Source organism: Pseudoclavibacter sp. AY1F1, assembly GCF_002931075.1.
Lineage (GTDB): Bacteria > Actinomycetota > Actinomycetes > Actinomycetales > Microbacteriaceae > Pseudoclavibacter.
Window position 1 is genome coordinate 28,788 of the sequence record NZ_PSTQ01000011.1, and the last position, 12,673, is coordinate 41,460.

General features: G+C 68.3%; 16 protein-coding genes. 9 read left to right on the top strand and 7 right to left on the bottom strand.

Going from position 1 to position 12,673, the window contains the following annotated elements; translation table 11 throughout:
- Positions 1 to 154: 154 nt before the first annotated feature.
- Complete coding sequence (gene upp / locus C5B85_RS14850) at positions 155 to 790, bottom strand: uracil phosphoribosyltransferase (RefSeq protein WP_068478425.1); 636 nt, start codon at positions 788 to 790, stop codon at positions 155 to 157.
- 71 nt (positions 791 to 861) lie between these two features.
- Here upp and C5B85_RS14855 point away from each other — a divergent pair, with 71 nt between their 5' ends.
- Positions 862 to 1,332 carry a nucleoside deaminase gene (locus tag C5B85_RS14855; protein ID WP_374953102.1) on the top strand — a complete coding sequence of 157 codons (471 nt, stop codon included), beginning with the start codon at positions 862 to 864 and terminating at the stop codon, positions 1,330 to 1,332.
- Positions 1,333 to 1,350: 18 nt separating this feature from the next.
- Here the strand turns inward: C5B85_RS14855 and C5B85_RS18980 are convergent, their stop codons facing one another.
- Entirely contained in the window at positions 1,351 to 1,650 is a 300-nt protein-coding gene (locus C5B85_RS18980) for a hypothetical protein (protein WP_146077972.1), read from the bottom strand.
- Between the two features lie 114 nt (positions 1,651 to 1,764).
- Between C5B85_RS18980 and proC the strand changes: the two genes are divergently transcribed.
- From proC to C5B85_RS14875, 3 genes are all read left to right on the top strand, one after another.
- Positions 1,765 to 2,604, top strand: coding sequence for a pyrroline-5-carboxylate reductase (gene proC / locus C5B85_RS14865; RefSeq protein WP_104286801.1), 840 nt, complete (start codon positions 1,765 to 1,767; stop codon positions 2,602 to 2,604).
- A gap of 91 nt (positions 2,605 to 2,695) precedes the next feature.
- Entirely contained in the window at positions 2,696 to 4,249 is a 1,554-nt protein-coding gene (locus C5B85_RS14870; protein ID WP_104286802.1) for a DnaJ domain-containing protein, read from the top strand.
- Positions 4,250 to 4,401: 152 nt separating this feature from the next.
- Positions 4,402 to 5,583 (top strand): type II CAAX prenyl endopeptidase Rce1 family protein, encoded by a 1,182-nt coding sequence (locus tag C5B85_RS14875; protein WP_104286803.1) that lies wholly within the window; start codon positions 4,402 to 4,404, stop codon positions 5,581 to 5,583.
- 67 nt (positions 5,584 to 5,650) lie between these two features.
- Here C5B85_RS14875 and C5B85_RS14880 read toward each other — a convergent pair whose 3' ends face one another.
- Positions 5,651 to 6,319 (bottom strand): TrkA family potassium uptake protein, encoded by a 669-nt coding sequence (locus C5B85_RS14880; protein WP_068478414.1) that lies wholly within the window; start codon positions 6,317 to 6,319, stop codon positions 5,651 to 5,653.
- On the bottom strand, positions 6,312 to 7,769 hold the full coding sequence (locus C5B85_RS14885) for a TrkH family potassium uptake protein (protein WP_104286804.1): 1,458 nt from the start codon (positions 7,767 to 7,769) through the stop codon (positions 6,312 to 6,314). Before C5B85_RS14885 ends, C5B85_RS14880 begins: the two co-directional genes overlap by 8 nt.
- 210 nt (positions 7,770 to 7,979) lie before the next feature.
- Here C5B85_RS14885 and C5B85_RS14890 point away from each other — a divergent pair, with 210 nt between their 5' ends.
- The 3 genes from C5B85_RS14890 (at position 7,980) to C5B85_RS14900 (ending at position 8,768) form a co-directional block, all read left to right on the top strand.
- Positions 7,980 to 8,192 carry a helix-turn-helix domain-containing protein gene (locus tag C5B85_RS14890; RefSeq protein ID WP_068478412.1) on the top strand — a complete coding sequence of 71 codons (213 nt, stop codon included), beginning with the start codon at positions 7,980 to 7,982 and terminating at the stop codon, positions 8,190 to 8,192.
- A gap of 106 nt (positions 8,193 to 8,298) precedes the next feature.
- On the top strand, positions 8,299 to 8,397 hold the full coding sequence (locus C5B85_RS14895) for a 30S ribosomal protein bS22 (protein WP_082775156.1): 99 nt from the start codon (positions 8,299 to 8,301) through the stop codon (positions 8,395 to 8,397).
- 107 nt (positions 8,398 to 8,504) lie between these two features.
- Positions 8,505 to 8,768, top strand: coding sequence for a glutaredoxin family protein (locus tag C5B85_RS14900; RefSeq protein WP_104286805.1), 264 nt, complete (start codon positions 8,505 to 8,507; stop codon positions 8,766 to 8,768).
- Positions 8,769 to 8,911: 143 nt separating this feature from the next.
- Here the strand turns inward: C5B85_RS14900 and C5B85_RS14905 are convergent, their stop codons facing one another.
- The 3 genes from C5B85_RS14905 to C5B85_RS14915 are packed head-to-tail and all read right to left on the bottom strand — an operon-like array spanning position 8,912 to position 11,804.
- A complete protein-coding gene (locus tag C5B85_RS14905; protein WP_104286806.1) occupies positions 8,912 to 10,051 on the bottom strand; it encodes an FHA domain-containing protein in 1,140 nt (379 codons plus the stop codon).
- Positions 10,051 to 11,307, bottom strand: a complete 1,257-nt coding sequence (locus C5B85_RS14910; RefSeq protein ID WP_181064456.1) for a M23 family metallopeptidase — start codon at positions 11,305 to 11,307, stop codon at positions 10,051 to 10,053. The genes C5B85_RS14905 and C5B85_RS14910 overlap by 1 nt, the downstream gene beginning before the upstream one ends.
- A complete protein-coding gene (locus C5B85_RS14915) occupies positions 11,262 to 11,804 on the bottom strand; it encodes a hypothetical protein (protein WP_104286808.1) in 543 nt (180 codons plus the stop codon). Before C5B85_RS14915 ends, C5B85_RS14910 begins: the two co-directional genes overlap by 46 nt.
- 315 nt (positions 11,805 to 12,119) lie before the next feature.
- Here C5B85_RS14915 and C5B85_RS14920 point away from each other — a divergent pair, with 315 nt between their 5' ends.
- Both C5B85_RS14920 and C5B85_RS18985 read left to right on the top strand, forming a co-directional pair.
- Positions 12,120 to 12,413, top strand: coding sequence for a hypothetical protein (locus tag C5B85_RS14920; RefSeq protein ID WP_104286809.1), 294 nt, complete (start codon positions 12,120 to 12,122; stop codon positions 12,411 to 12,413).
- 17 nt (positions 12,414 to 12,430) lie between these two features.
- Positions 12,431 to 12,658 carry a hypothetical protein gene (locus C5B85_RS18985; protein WP_146077974.1) on the top strand — a complete coding sequence of 76 codons (228 nt, stop codon included), beginning with the start codon at positions 12,431 to 12,433 and terminating at the stop codon, positions 12,656 to 12,658.
- Positions 12,659 to 12,673: the final 15 nt, after the last annotated feature.

A 12,673-nucleotide genomic window follows, 5' to 3' on the forward strand; every position in this document is an offset into this window, starting at 1 on the left:
GGAGTCAGCGGCACATTCGACAGCACATCGCGTTGCTGGGCATCATCATGCCAGCTGTTCCCGTCGCCGAAAAGGCGGTTAGGGGTCGCGAGATGTTCGTCATGCCGCCAGTATGTTTCCTCGTGACGGCGCATGTCAACAGGTGACGTGAAGTTTATTCCGCGACGCCGTAGAGACGATCGCCAGCGTCGCCGAGGCCCGGGACGATGAAGCCCTCCTCGTTGAGGCCCTCGTCGAGCGCCCCGACGACCACCGTGACGTTCTTGTCGGCGAACGCCTCGCGCATCCGCTCGATACCCTCGGGGGACGCGACGATGCAGATGGCCGTCACGTCGACCGCTCCAGCGTCGAAGAGGAAGTCGATTGCAGCTACAAGTGAACCGCCTGTTGCGAGCATCGGGTCGAGTGCGAAGCACTGGCGGTTCGCCAGGTTCTCGGGAAGGCGCTTCGCGTAGGTCTCCGGCTGCAGCGTCTCCTCGTTGCGGCGCATGCCGAGGAAGCCGACCTCGACGTTGGGGACGAGCTTCAGGAAGCCGTCAAGCATGCCAAGCCCGGCGCGGATGATCGGCACGACGAGCGGGACCGGGTCGGTCATGCGGAGCCCGGTCGTCTTCGCGACAGGCGTCTGCAGTTCGTACGACTCCGTGCGGACGTCGCGCGTGGCCTCGTAGCTGAGCAGCGTCACCAGCTCCTCGACAAGCGAGCGGAACTGCTGCGACGAAGTCTTCTCGTCCCGCAGCACCGAGAGCTTGTGGGTGATGAGCGGGTGGTCGGCTACGTGCAGGCGCATGAAATACAGAGTAACGAAGCTGAAGGCCTCCCGGTGACATTCGGCCAGCCCGGCGCGATCGCAGTGGGAAGATGGGCAGCGTGTCACTTCACGTCGACGAGCGCTTCCACGAGCTGATGGGTATCGCCCTCGGCGAGGCCGAACTGGCGCTCGCGAGCGACGACGTGCCCATCGGGGCGGTCGTGACCGACGCATCCGGTGCCGTCATCGCTTGCGCGCACAACGAGCGCGAGCTGACGGGCGACCCCACGGGCCACGCCGAGGTGCTCGCCCTGAGGCGCGCCGCCGAGCGACTCGGCACCTGGCGACTCGACGGGTGCACGCTCGTGGTCACTCTCGAGCCGTGTGCGATGTGCGCGGGGGCGATCCTCTCATCCCGTGTCGGCACCCTCGTCTACGGGGCATGGGACGACAAAGCCGGCGCGGTCGGATCTCGGTACGATCTCGTGCGCGACCGCCGGTTGCCGGAGCGCGCCGTCGTCATCGCCGGGGTACGGGAAGCCGAATGCGCCGCGCTCGTACGCGGCTTCTTCCGAGACTGAGCGCTCGCTCGCTGGTGCCTAGTCGACCGAGCGGATGACGATCGACTCAGTGCTCACGTGCACGTTGTGCCGCTCCGTCACGTCTGGTTCGACGAAGATCGCCTCAGCGTGCGGGGCCGCCTCGCGCACCAGCGCGCGGAGCTGGGCGAGCACGGGAGGAAGGTCGAGGACCTGTGGGAGGTTCAGTACCGAGACGCGCACGCCCACGAGAGTGACTCGATCGTCGACTTCCACGCTGCGCACTTGGAGCACTTCACCCACGTGCTGGTTTTCGAGCAGCAGTTCGCGAATATGTGCGGCGAGTTCCGGATTCGGCACGAGTTCCCCTTCGACGGCGACGAGTAACGGCCAGCATACCGAGGTCACCCTGACGGCTCTCAGAGCGGATGCCACATTCGGCGACTGTCCGTGGTGCATCCGTACAATCCGGGTATGACGGCACTGACATACGCGTTCCTTGGCGGCGGCAACATGAACGGCGCGATCCTGCGCGGGCTGCTGGACGCGCCCCTCGGCGACGGGGCACGCGTGCACGTCACGACACGGTCGGCGGCTTCGGCTGCCGCAGCGGAGAGCGACGACCGCGTCACGACGACGGCGCTCGAGAACGACCCGCGGGCAAACCTGGCCGCGGTCGAGGACGCCGACGTTGTTGTCCTCGGCGTCAAGCCCTACCTCATCGGGGAGCTGCTGGACGAGATTGCCCCTTCGCTCAAGCCGGATGCGGTGGTCATCTCGGTCGCCGCCGGCGTGCGCCTCGAGAGCCTGGCCGCCCGCCTTCCAGGAGGCGCGCAGATCGTCAGGTCGATGCCGAACACCCCAGCGAGCATCGGGCTCGGCGTCACGGGCCTCGCCGCCAACGACTCGACCAGCGAGGAGTCCATGGCCGTCGCGGTCGCACTCTTCGAGAGCGTCGGACGCGTCGCCTCGATCGACGAAGACCGCATCGACGCGCTCGCGGCCGTCTCCGGGTCGGGCCCAGCGCACGTCTTCCTCCTCATCGAGCAGTACCTCGACGCGACGAAACGGCTGGGCTTCGACGAAGAACTCGCGAGGCAGCTGGTCGTCGGCACGTTCGAGGGGGCCGTCGGCATGGTCGTGCGCGACCCGGAGGCCGAGCCGTCCGAGTTGCGCCGCCGCGTGACGAGCCCGAAGGGGACAACCGAGCGCTCCGTCGCCGTGCTGCAGGAGGCAGATCTCGCGGGCCTTTTCGAGCGAGCCTTCGACGCCAACCAGCGCCGCTCCGCGGAACTCGCCGCCGAGAACTCCTAACAGCACGCTCGTCTTCTCCCGCACGGCGACGGGCGACGGAGCGATCGATGCGTAGTCTTGGGAACTTGAACCAGCAGCGGGAGGGGCGGCCATGAGCGGTCGGAGGCACGTCTTCACGGAAGACCTGTACCTCGTGCTCGGCGTCTCCCGCACTGCCTCGCTCGAGGAGATCCGCAGGGTCGGCCGCGCGAGGCAGCGCGAGTCGCACCCAGACCTCGGCGGGAGCTCTGACGACTTCGTCAGGGTGCGCCTCGCGGTCGAAGTGCTCACGGAAGAGGCCACTCGGCGAGAACACGACGCTTGGCTGGCGGGTGGTGGCTCTCGCCGCACTCGAGCCCAGCAGCGCACCCAGTGGGCGCCGACGAGCAGACGCTCTGCCGGCGGTGGCGGTCGCTTCCGCACACCCCCTCGTTCCGGAGCGTCGAAGGACGCTCCGGCCTCCGCGCCGCGGCGCAGCGCGCACGCCGAGCCGGCCACCAGGGACGCCCCACCGCCCGCGCGCATCCCTGCTCAGGTCTTCGACGTTCGGCGCATGGCCTGGTTCCGCACGCGCTGGCAAGAGCAGCCCGTCTACTGGCCCCCCGCCGTTGCCGCCAAGCGCCCCTTCACGCGCCGCGAGCTGGCTTCGGTCACGGTGCATGCGGCGATCGTCGTCCTCGGCGCGCTCCTGCTCCTGCTCGACTTCTCCTTCGCCCGCCTCGCCGCCCCGACTTTCGGGGCTCAAGCGGCGCCGACGATGTGGCCGGCTGTCTTTGTCTACGTTGCGTTGAGCGCGGCCTGGCTGACGCTCCGGCTGAGGGTGCGCGCGCCACGCTGGGCGCTTGTTCTCTGGCTCGCAACGGTCGTGATCGCGGTCGTGGCGGGTGTCCTCTCTGCCACCCTCGGCGTCGTATCCCTGTTCGCCACGACCACGGGCATGCAGAACCCGGCCTTCGCGAGCCTCCTGACGCAGGCGGCCATCTACCTCGCCGCGGCTGTATCCGGCTACTTCGCCTGGTCGGGCCTCGCGCAGCGCCGCGTCGCGGTGACGCGCGAGCGGCTGCTTGTGCAGCTCGCGAACGAGTCCGCCCCGCCCGCGGGCGACGGCAAACGGATCTGGGGTGAGCCGGGCCAGACGGCCATGGATGCGGGCGGCACCGCCGGCGGCACGAATCCCATGCGCGCGTTCCTCGCCCAGCGGTCAGTCGGCGAACCGCTCAGCCAGCTCCTCCGCATCCCCGGCGTGCGGATCGTGCATGGCCTGCGCGTGCCCGGCCAAGGTGCCGGCTCGATTGCGCACGCGGTCATCAGCGGCCGCAGGGTGGCCCTCATCAACGATGAGCTCTGGGCGCCAGGTACGTACGGCATCTCGCGCGACGGCGAGCTCACCCACGACGGCGTCGCCTTCTCGTCGCCCGCGGCCGAGTTCCCGCACGCCGTCGAACGGTTCCACAAGCTCTTCGGCGAGATGTCGGCGGTGCGCGGCTGGATGACGATCGTCGCCGAGCGCGAAGGGGCGCTCGAGGTCGACAACGCACTCACGTGGCAGCGAGTACGCCTCGCCACGACCGAATCCCTGCTGCGCGAAGTCGGCGACTGGCTCGCCGGCGACGGCAACCGAGTCGACCGACTCCTCCTGCGGGACCTCGTCGCGCACAAGCGCTGACCGCTCCCGCTCCGGCTCCCGCTGGGGCTCCCGCTCCGGCTCCGGCTCCGGCTCGGCTCCGCCTCGCCTCCGTCGCGCAGCCGAGCGGCGCAGGTTCGGAATCATTCGTGCGGCCGATCCCCCGGGCATCAGCCGGTGAGTAGCGTCGAGGCATGAGCAACCACAGCATGACTCCGACCCCGACCGGCAGTGCTCCGCTCACCGCGCAGCCCCCCGGCAGCAGCAGACTCACGTACGACCACGCACTCAGCCCGATCGGGCGTGGGAAGGGATGGTGGAGGGGGCTCCTCTACATCGCGTTCCTCATCGCCGGCTTCTTCGTCACGTCGATGACGATCGGCGCCGTCGGCATCCTCATCTCCACGCTCACCGGCGAGCTCAGCCAGGAAGCCCTCGGGGAAGCCGTCGAGAGCGGCGTGATCCCCATGACTCCAGCGATCTTCGTCACCAACAACCTCGCCCTTGCGGCTCTCCTCCCGCTCGCCTACCTCGGCCAGCGGATGCTCTTCGGCGTGAAGCCCGGCACCATCTCGTCAGTCACCGGACGGTTCCGCTGGGCTTGGTTCCGCAAGCTCGCGATCGTCATCGTCCCGGTGTTCGCGGTCTACTCGGCGGGCCTCTTCCTGCTCGAGCCCGCGGAGATCAACATCGACGGCACGGCGATGCTCATGCTCATCTTCGTGCTGCTCACGACCCCGTTCCAGGCTGCCTCGGAAGAGTACGTCGCGCGCGGCGGATTCCAACGCGCGGCCGGCTCCTGGGTGTCGTCGCCGCAGCTGTCCTTCATCGTCGGCACGGCCGTCTCGGCGGCACTGTTCTGCCTGGCCCACGGCGCGGGCGACTGGTGGCTCATCGGCTACTACTTCTTCTTCGGCGTCATCATGTCGGTCACAGTCAAGTACACGGGCGGACTCGAAAGCGCCGTGCTCATCCACGCCTCGAACAACGTCATGCTGTTCATCCCCTCTGTCCTGACGGGTCAGCTCAACGAGGGCATCGACCGCTCGGAGGGGGCCGGCGGGCCGATCATGCTCCTGCCGGCCGCGTTCCTCGCGATCGTCGCCGCGTTTGTCATCTGGCGCGCGAAGAAGGAGAACATCGAGACCACGACGGCCCCGCTCGTCACCGCGAAGCAGCGTCGCGAGCAGGAGGCTCGGGCCGCCTACGAGTTCTACGCGCAGCAGCAGGCGCAGCTCGCCCAGCAGGCGGCGCAGCAGCCGATGCAGACCTACGGAGATGCGCCGGCTCGGCCGTACGGCCACGCGCCGGCTCAGCCGTACGGCCAGCCTCCGGCTCAGCCGTACGGCCAGCCTCCGCACCCGCCCCGCGACTAGCGGCAGCGATCGTCCGACGACAAGCTGTGGCCCCGCCGCCGGGATCGAGGCGACGGGGCCACAGCGACTACGTGAGGGCGGCGAAGCGCTCCACGTCTGAGGCCGAGCCCGACACGATCACGAGGTCGTGGTTCGAGACCACCGTGTCCGCCATGGCATAGGTGAACGGCTTGCCAGGGCTCTTCACGCCCACGACCGTCACGCGGTACTTGGTGCGCACGCCCGACTCCATGAGCGGCACCCCGCGGATCGCCTTCGGTGGGTACAGCTTGACGAGCACGAAGTCGTCGTCGAACTGGATGAAGTCGAGCATGCGCCCCGAGAGAAGGTGCGCGATGCGCTCGCCGGCCTCGCGCTCCGGGTAGATGACGTGGTGCGCGCCGATGCGGCCGAGGATCTTGCCGTGCGTCGCTGACATCGCCTTTGCCCAGATCTGCGGCACCTTCAGATCGGACAGGTTGGCGGTGACGAGCACGCTCGACTCAAGCGACGTGCCGACAGCGACGACGGCGACCGCGAACTCGTGCGCGCCGATCTGCCGTAGCGCCTCGATGTTGCGCGCATCCGCCTGGACGGCATGTGTCACCCGCTCGGCCCACTTCTGGACGAGACCCTCGTCGGTGTCTACCGCGAGCACCTCCCGGCCCTGACGCTGCAGCTGGCCCGCAGTCGCAGCGCCGAACCGGCCGAGGCCGATGACAAGCACCGGCGCATTGTGTGGAATCGGCTCACCCAACGATGATCCTTTCTTCAGGCAGCCGGAAGAGCTGCTTGTGCTCGCTGGAAGCGAGAGCTGCGGCCATGGTGACCGTGCCGACGCGGCCGAGCCACATGGTGATGGAGAGAATGTACGCGCCCTGCTCCGGCAATTCGCCGGTCAGGCCTGTTGAGAGGCCGCAGGTCGCGAACGCGCTGATCGCTTCGAAGAGCGCCTCGTCGAACGGCACCGACGCGAAGTGCATGAGGGAGATGGACGAGACTGCCACGATCGTCGCGCCCCAGAGCGTCACGCTGACGGCGAGGCGGAGCACGTCGTTCGGGATGCGGCGGCCGAACGCCTGGATGTCGTTGACACCCTTCGCCTCGGCGAACGCCGCGAGGAAGAGGATGGCAAGCGTCGTGACCTTGATGCCGCCGGCCGTGGACGCGCTGCCGCCACCCACGAACATGAGCATCTGCATGGCGAGCATCGTGGCGGGGTCGGCGTCTGCGAGGTCGATCGTCGAGAACCCGCCCGAGCGCGTCATGGCCGACATGAAGCCGGCCGTCACGGGCCGGAACCACGGGTTCTGCGCGCCGATCGTCTCGGGATTGTCGCCCTCGAGGAAATAGATGGCGACAGCACCGAGCACGAACAGGAGCACGGTCGTCGACAGGGTCAGCTTCACGTGAACTGAGATTCGCTGCTTCGTCTTAACCCACCTGGTGAGCGCGAAGATCACTGGGAATCCGAGGCTGCCGAGGAAAACGGCAGTGGCGAGGCACGTCAGCATCCACGCGTCGGTCGCGAACGGCTCGATGCCGGTGCTCGTCGGCATGAAGCCCGTGTTGGTGAACGCCGAGGTCGCCCAGAAGAAGCCGTCGAGGATCGCATCCCACAGCGGCTCACCCGCGATGAGCAGACGAGGAATGATCAGGAGCGCGATGCAGGTCTCGATGATGACCAGCGAGATCGCGACCGTCGCCAGGATCCCGCCGATGTCACCCAGCTTCACGGCCTGCGACTCTGAGACGGGGCCGGCGTGCGTGCGCAGTGCGTTGCTGTCGCTCGCGGCGACGAGCTTCTGGCGCAGGCCGAGGCGCCGCGTGACGATCGCGCCCATGATGCTCGCGAGCGTGAGTACGCCGATCGCGCCGACCTGCATGCCAAGGAACACCATAAAGTGGCCGAAACCGGACCAGTGGGTCGCCATGTCGACGACGGAGAGCCCCGTCACGCAGATCGTGGAGACGGCCGTGAAGAGCGCCTCGTGGAACGGGGTCGCCGTTCCATCCGCCGAGGAGATCGGCAGCATGTAGATCGTCGTCCACAGCAGGATGATGCTGGTGAAGATGATCACGGCGAACCGCGAGGGCGTGTGGTGCGCGAAGTCGTCGATCTTCCGACCGACCGCCGAGACGATGCGCCGTAGCAGCCCATCCGTGTCCACGGGTGCGGGGATGCTCGAGGCCCGCGGAGTGCGCATCACATCCCCAATTCACAGCACAGTTGTCGATTCCTCACGTGCGCGAGGCGTCGGTCATGCTACTCCTCGCGGGTGGAATCGCGAATCCTTGGCACAGGATGATTCGCGCTGCACCTTGTTTCTGCAGTGCTCTGGGCCATAAGGTATTCAACTGACACTCACTTCACTTCCGTAACGCGCGGATCATCCGTCACCTTGGAGCTGCAACACATGGCAAACGACCTGTCTGATGTGCGGTTCTTGACCGTTGCCGAGGTGGCAGAACTCATGCGGGTCTCGAAGATGACGGTGTACCGACTTGTGCACTCCGGTGAACTTCCCGCGGTGCGCTTCGGCCGGTCCTTCCGGGTGCCTGAGTCGGCGGTCTCCGAGGCCATCAAGCAGTCCGGCCGTGGAGACGAACTCGGTCAGCACACGGCCTGAGTCCTGCTGGACTCAGGGTTACCGCCAGGTGACGTGTAAGCTGACGCCAGCGATGCCGCAGCCCACCGCTGCGTGCACCTCGTACTTGTAGATAAAGGATGTTCCTATGGGTTCAGTAGTCAAGAAGCGCCGCAAGCGCATGGCGAAGAAGAAGCACCGCAAGCTGCTTCGCAAGACTCGCCACCAGCGTCGCAACAAGAAGTAGTCGCGACGACGCAGAGCGCCGGGCCCTCGGGCCAGGCGTTTTCTGCGTTAAGGCGCCGGTTTCCTGGCCGTGATCCGAGCCGCCAGGTGCCTGCGAGAATCGAGGGTATGACGGATGCGCGAGTTCCGAAGGTCACATTCCTCAGCAAGCCAGGCTGCCACCTCTGCGAGGAAGCCGAACCTGTCGTGCGCGAGGTCACAGCCCGCCACGGCGCGGAGCTGTCGGTGCTGAGCATCCTCGACGACGAGGCATTGCAGCAGCAGTACGGCGAGCTCATCCCGGTAGTCCTCGTCGACGGGGTGCAGCACTCGCAGTGGTTCGTTGAGGCTGAGCGGCTGGACGCCGCGATCGCCGCGGCGGCCTCGGTTTAGGCCCGCAGCGGAGCTGGGAGCGTTGGTTGGTTGGTTGGTCGGGCAGTCGGTCGGTCGAGCGCCTGGCCGCCTGGGCGCTTGTGTGACTGGGCGCTTGTGTGACTGGGCACTTGTGTGACTGGGCACTTGTGTGACTGGGCGGATCAGCTCGCGCGTGCAGGTTCGGTGCTGACTCGGCACAGGACGTCGCCGAGCCGCAGCTCTGCGCCGCTTGCCACGCGGTAGACGACGCCGGGCGAGAACGTCGAGGTGCTCTTGCCGCTGAGGTGCACGCCGTGCGTCGAGTGGTAGTCCGTGACGAGGATGCGACCGGCATGGTCGAGGTCCACGAGGGCGTGTGTGCGCGAGACCGTGTTGTCCCGGCTGTCGACGCGGACCGGGATGCGACCGTCGACGGGCGACGGGTTGCGGCCGAGCGCCGCACTGCCGGCGAGTACCGCGCGCGACGCGTCTTCGAACTCGATGACCAGAGCACGGGGTGCGTCCGCCGGAGCCGGCCCGCGGCGACGCGAACGTCGTGCGGGTTCGGGCGTCGGCGTCGATGCGGGCGTGGGCGTGCGCGCCGACGAGAGTGTGAGCGGGGGAGCTGACCGAAGCGACGGCATGGGAGGCGGCGCGAGTTCGGGCGTGGGTGTCGGCGTGGGTGTGGGCGTAGGTGGCGGCACGGTCGATGCAGTCAGCTCCGAGCCTTGACGGAGCGCGCGTCGGCCGGAGCGCGCTCGCTCGACGACGCTGGCCTTGCTCGGCGTGGCCTGAGCTCTCGGCGGATCGCCGCCACCGCTCCGGCGGATTCCGCCACTGCTCCGGTGGCTTCCGCCACTGCGGCTGAGCGGTTCCAGGGCGCCGCATCCCTGGCAGTGCGCCTCGGCCGCGCTCGCAGGAGCGGAGCAGGTGTGACACGCGCCGACAACCGAGGCCAGTCGAGTCGCCTCGGCCCATGGGGTTGAGAAGGTGGGCTCGACTCCGTTCGGGTGGAGATGTTCTGGCACGCCGTCGTCACCGATGGGCTGCACGGTCCCTGACGGAAAGACCGCGAGCTCCCACATCCGGTTGCCCTCCTTCAGGTCCAGCCGCACGGGTCGCGCGATCGTCTGCGCGATGCGTGTGCAGCGCGCGACGATGGCGGCGTGCGCTTCGTCGCTGGCGTCTGCGGAGATCTCGACCGGAACCGAATTCCAGGAAAGCTCGCCTCGTCCGTCACCGTCGAGGCTCGCTGTGATTCGCGGCCACGTTGGCACTGCCGAGCCGGGTGCGGGCGCGCCCCGCGTGCGTCGCTTCGCCATCAGTAGCCCACCCCTCGTTCGGCGAGAAAGAGGAGCGGATCGACTCGGCTGCCCTCGACCAGCACCTCGAAGTGGAGGTGGCAGCCGGTCGACTGTCCGCTTGTGCCGGTGACTCCGATCTGCTGGCCGGCCGCCACGGTCGCCCCGACCCCGACGAGGTAGCCGTCCGCCTCCATGTGCAGGTACTTGGTGACGACGCCCGCGCCGTGGTCGATGCGAATCGTCCCGTTGCCTGAGCTGTCGGGTGCCGCCTCGACGACGGTCCCCGCCTGCGCTGCCCAGATCTGGCCGCCGCAACCGCCAGCGGCGAGGTCGATGCCGTTGTGCATCCGCCACTCCAGTTCGGTGGGGTGGAAACGATTCCCGAAGGTGTCGGTGAGTCCACCCGAACCGGGGGAGGCCCAACCGCTCGGGCTCACGGACGTGCTGACGCCTGCCCCACCGGTGCCGAGGGCCGCGGCGGCGCTCCCTGGCCCGCATCCGCTCGCGGAGCCCGCAGCAGCGCCGACTGACACGATCGCGCCGGCCCCGAGGCTCGTGATCCTGCCGCTGATCGTCTCGCTCACGGCGACTGCGGCCGGCCAGTACTTCGTGTAGTGCTGCGGGTCGGCGTTGCCCTGGACTCGGTGTGCCGCCTCGGAAGGCGTCAGCGCAGCGCGCTCGGTGACGGCGAGGAGCGCGGAAAAGAAGTTGCCGGCGCTGACCTGCGGATCCATCCTGTCGGCGTAGCTTCCCCACGCGCCGTTGTCTCGCTGCTGGAAGAGTCCGCGCGAGTCGGGACCTGCCGCGTCTCCGTGGTCGAGCACGCGCAGCGTGGACTCGCCGATCGCAGTCATCACGCCGATGATCTGGTCGCGCGAGACCAAGCCAGCTGCGCGTCCAGCTCCGAGGATGTGCGCCGCGTTCGAGAGCTGCACGCCGGTGAACTCGACTACCTCCCCGTCGATCAGGGTGCTCACGGTGAGCTTCGCCGCAGCAGCCGGGTCTGCTTCCAGCGCCGCGCTCGGCATCGCGTCCCCGCCGCCCGTAAACGCCGCGTCCCCGCCGCCAGTGAAGGGGGAGAGGAGTTCCGAGAATCCAGACGTCGCACAGGCCGTCGCACCTGCGAGGGAGCTGCTGGCGATGGTCGCGGCGACGAGCGCGCCAAGCAGCAGGCCGGGCGCGAGCAGGATCGCGACGGCGGCGACCAACCAGAGTCCGTTCCGGCCGCTCACGAGGCGCCGTTCTCTGACTGCGCGATCTCGCTGACCAGCCACGGTCCGGATCCCTGCCGCACGAGAAGCAGCACGAAGGTTTCCGTCCCCGGGCCAGTCCCCGTCCCAGTGCCCGTCTGCGCCACCGCCCTTGCGAGGTAGCCGCTTGCGTCGCGTTCCAGCACGATCTCCCCTGGCGGCGAACCGGAGGGGATGGAGGCAACGTCGACCGAGCCCAGCGCCACGGTCGCCGCGGTCGTGAGGTGGGGCTCCAAACCTTCGAGCCAGGCGCGCTGGGGGACGTCGTGCCGCAGGTAGGCAGTGAGAGCCGCGGATGCAACGGTCACCGCCTCAGCGTCCGACTCGGCGTCATGCGTCGGTGATGGCTCCGGGGTGTCCGCCTCGATGCGCTCGTCCTGAGCGCCGAGGGCGAGCATCGACGAGTCTGCTGGCGGAGGCGATTCGGTGCTCGCAGCCTCCGGCCGTCCCTCGTCCGGCCAGCAGCCGCACAGCGAGAGGGCAAGCGCAGCAACCGCGATCGCGGTGATCTTTCGGCCCACGGGGACCCCCTTCCGCCGCAGCCCGGCTGCGGCGAGCACCAATCTAGGTCGCTCGGGATGAGACGGATCACGGCTGTGGATAACTCCCGGGGGTCTCCTCTGCCGTGCGTAGAGTCCATTCCTGAGCCGAGCTGGTGTGCCGCAACGACGACCGATCTGAGGGCGTCCGCGCACCGGCTCACGCCACGCAACAGCGCGCCGCGAGCTGACTCGAGCGCTCGCGGCTCGACGCCCGTGGCGGCCCGACCTCGCCGTGCGCGGGGCGCTTTTCGGCGCGTGCTCTCGCGCAATCATCTCGACAGGAGACCACTGAACATGACGACCGCCGCACTTACTGAACTGCTGCTCGATGCCTCAACCCGTTTGTCGACGCTCCCGGACCCCGATCCTGTCCAGCCGCCCGGTACCGAGGGGTTGACGACGTTGCTCGGCTGGGTGAAATGGATCGGGCTGGCCGTGTGCGTGCTTGGTCTCATCGCAGCCGGCACAATGATGGCGATCCAATCGCGCAGAGGCGAGGGAGGCGAGCACGCCGGGAAGATCGGTATGGCGCTTGGTGGAGTCATCATCATCTCTGCGGCGACGAGCCTCGTCGGCTTCTTCGTCTGACGGCGCTGGCGAGCACCATGCAGTCCAGATCTCAACGGCCCGGGCCTGGCCGGCATCTCCCCGGCCTGCACGGTTCAGGGGCCTCCCTCAAGCGACCAGGCTTCATCTTGGCCTCGGCCGGGGTCGCACTCCTCGTGGTGGCAGGCATCGTCGTCTCGATCGTCGTCGCCGTCGACGGCGGCGTTCCAGGTGGCCGGGGGACGCTCGCGACCAACCGCAGAGTCCGACCACAGCCGCGGCGCTGACCGAGGCTCCTGTCC

Coding starts and splice junctions, on each gene's coding strand:
- proC (WP_104286801.1), top strand. CDS start 1,765: ATGACGGCACTGACATACGCGTTCCTTGGCGGCGGCAACATGAACGGC.
- C5B85_RS14885 (WP_104286804.1), bottom strand. CDS start 7,769: ATGCGCACTCCGCGGGCCTCGAGCATCCCCGCACCCGTGGACACGGAT.
- C5B85_RS14890 (WP_068478412.1), top strand. CDS start 7,980: ATGGCAAACGACCTGTCTGATGTGCGGTTCTTGACCGTTGCCGAGGTG.
- C5B85_RS14900 (WP_104286805.1), top strand. CDS start 8,505: ATGACGGATGCGCGAGTTCCGAAGGTCACATTCCTCAGCAAGCCAGGC.
- C5B85_RS14920 (WP_104286809.1), top strand. CDS start 12,120: ATGACGACCGCCGCACTTACTGAACTGCTGCTCGATGCCTCAACCCGT.
- C5B85_RS14870 (WP_104286802.1), top strand. CDS start 2,696: ATGAGCGGTCGGAGGCACGTCTTCACGGAAGACCTGTACCTCGTGCTC.
- C5B85_RS14905 (WP_104286806.1), bottom strand. CDS start 10,051: ATGGCGAAGCGACGCACGCGGGGCGCGCCCGCACCCGGCTCGGCAGTG.
- C5B85_RS14895 (WP_082775156.1), top strand. CDS start 8,299: ATGGGTTCAGTAGTCAAGAAGCGCCGCAAGCGCATGGCGAAGAAGAAG.
- upp (WP_068478425.1), bottom strand. CDS start 790: ATGCGCCTGCACGTAGCCGACCACCCGCTCATCACCCACAAGCTCTCG.
- C5B85_RS14875 (WP_104286803.1), top strand. CDS start 4,402: ATGAGCAACCACAGCATGACTCCGACCCCGACCGGCAGTGCTCCGCTC.
- C5B85_RS18985 (WP_146077974.1), top strand. CDS start 12,431: ATGCAGTCCAGATCTCAACGGCCCGGGCCTGGCCGGCATCTCCCCGGC.
- C5B85_RS14855 (WP_374953102.1), top strand. CDS start 862: ATGGGCAGCGTGTCACTTCACGTCGACGAGCGCTTCCACGAGCTGATG.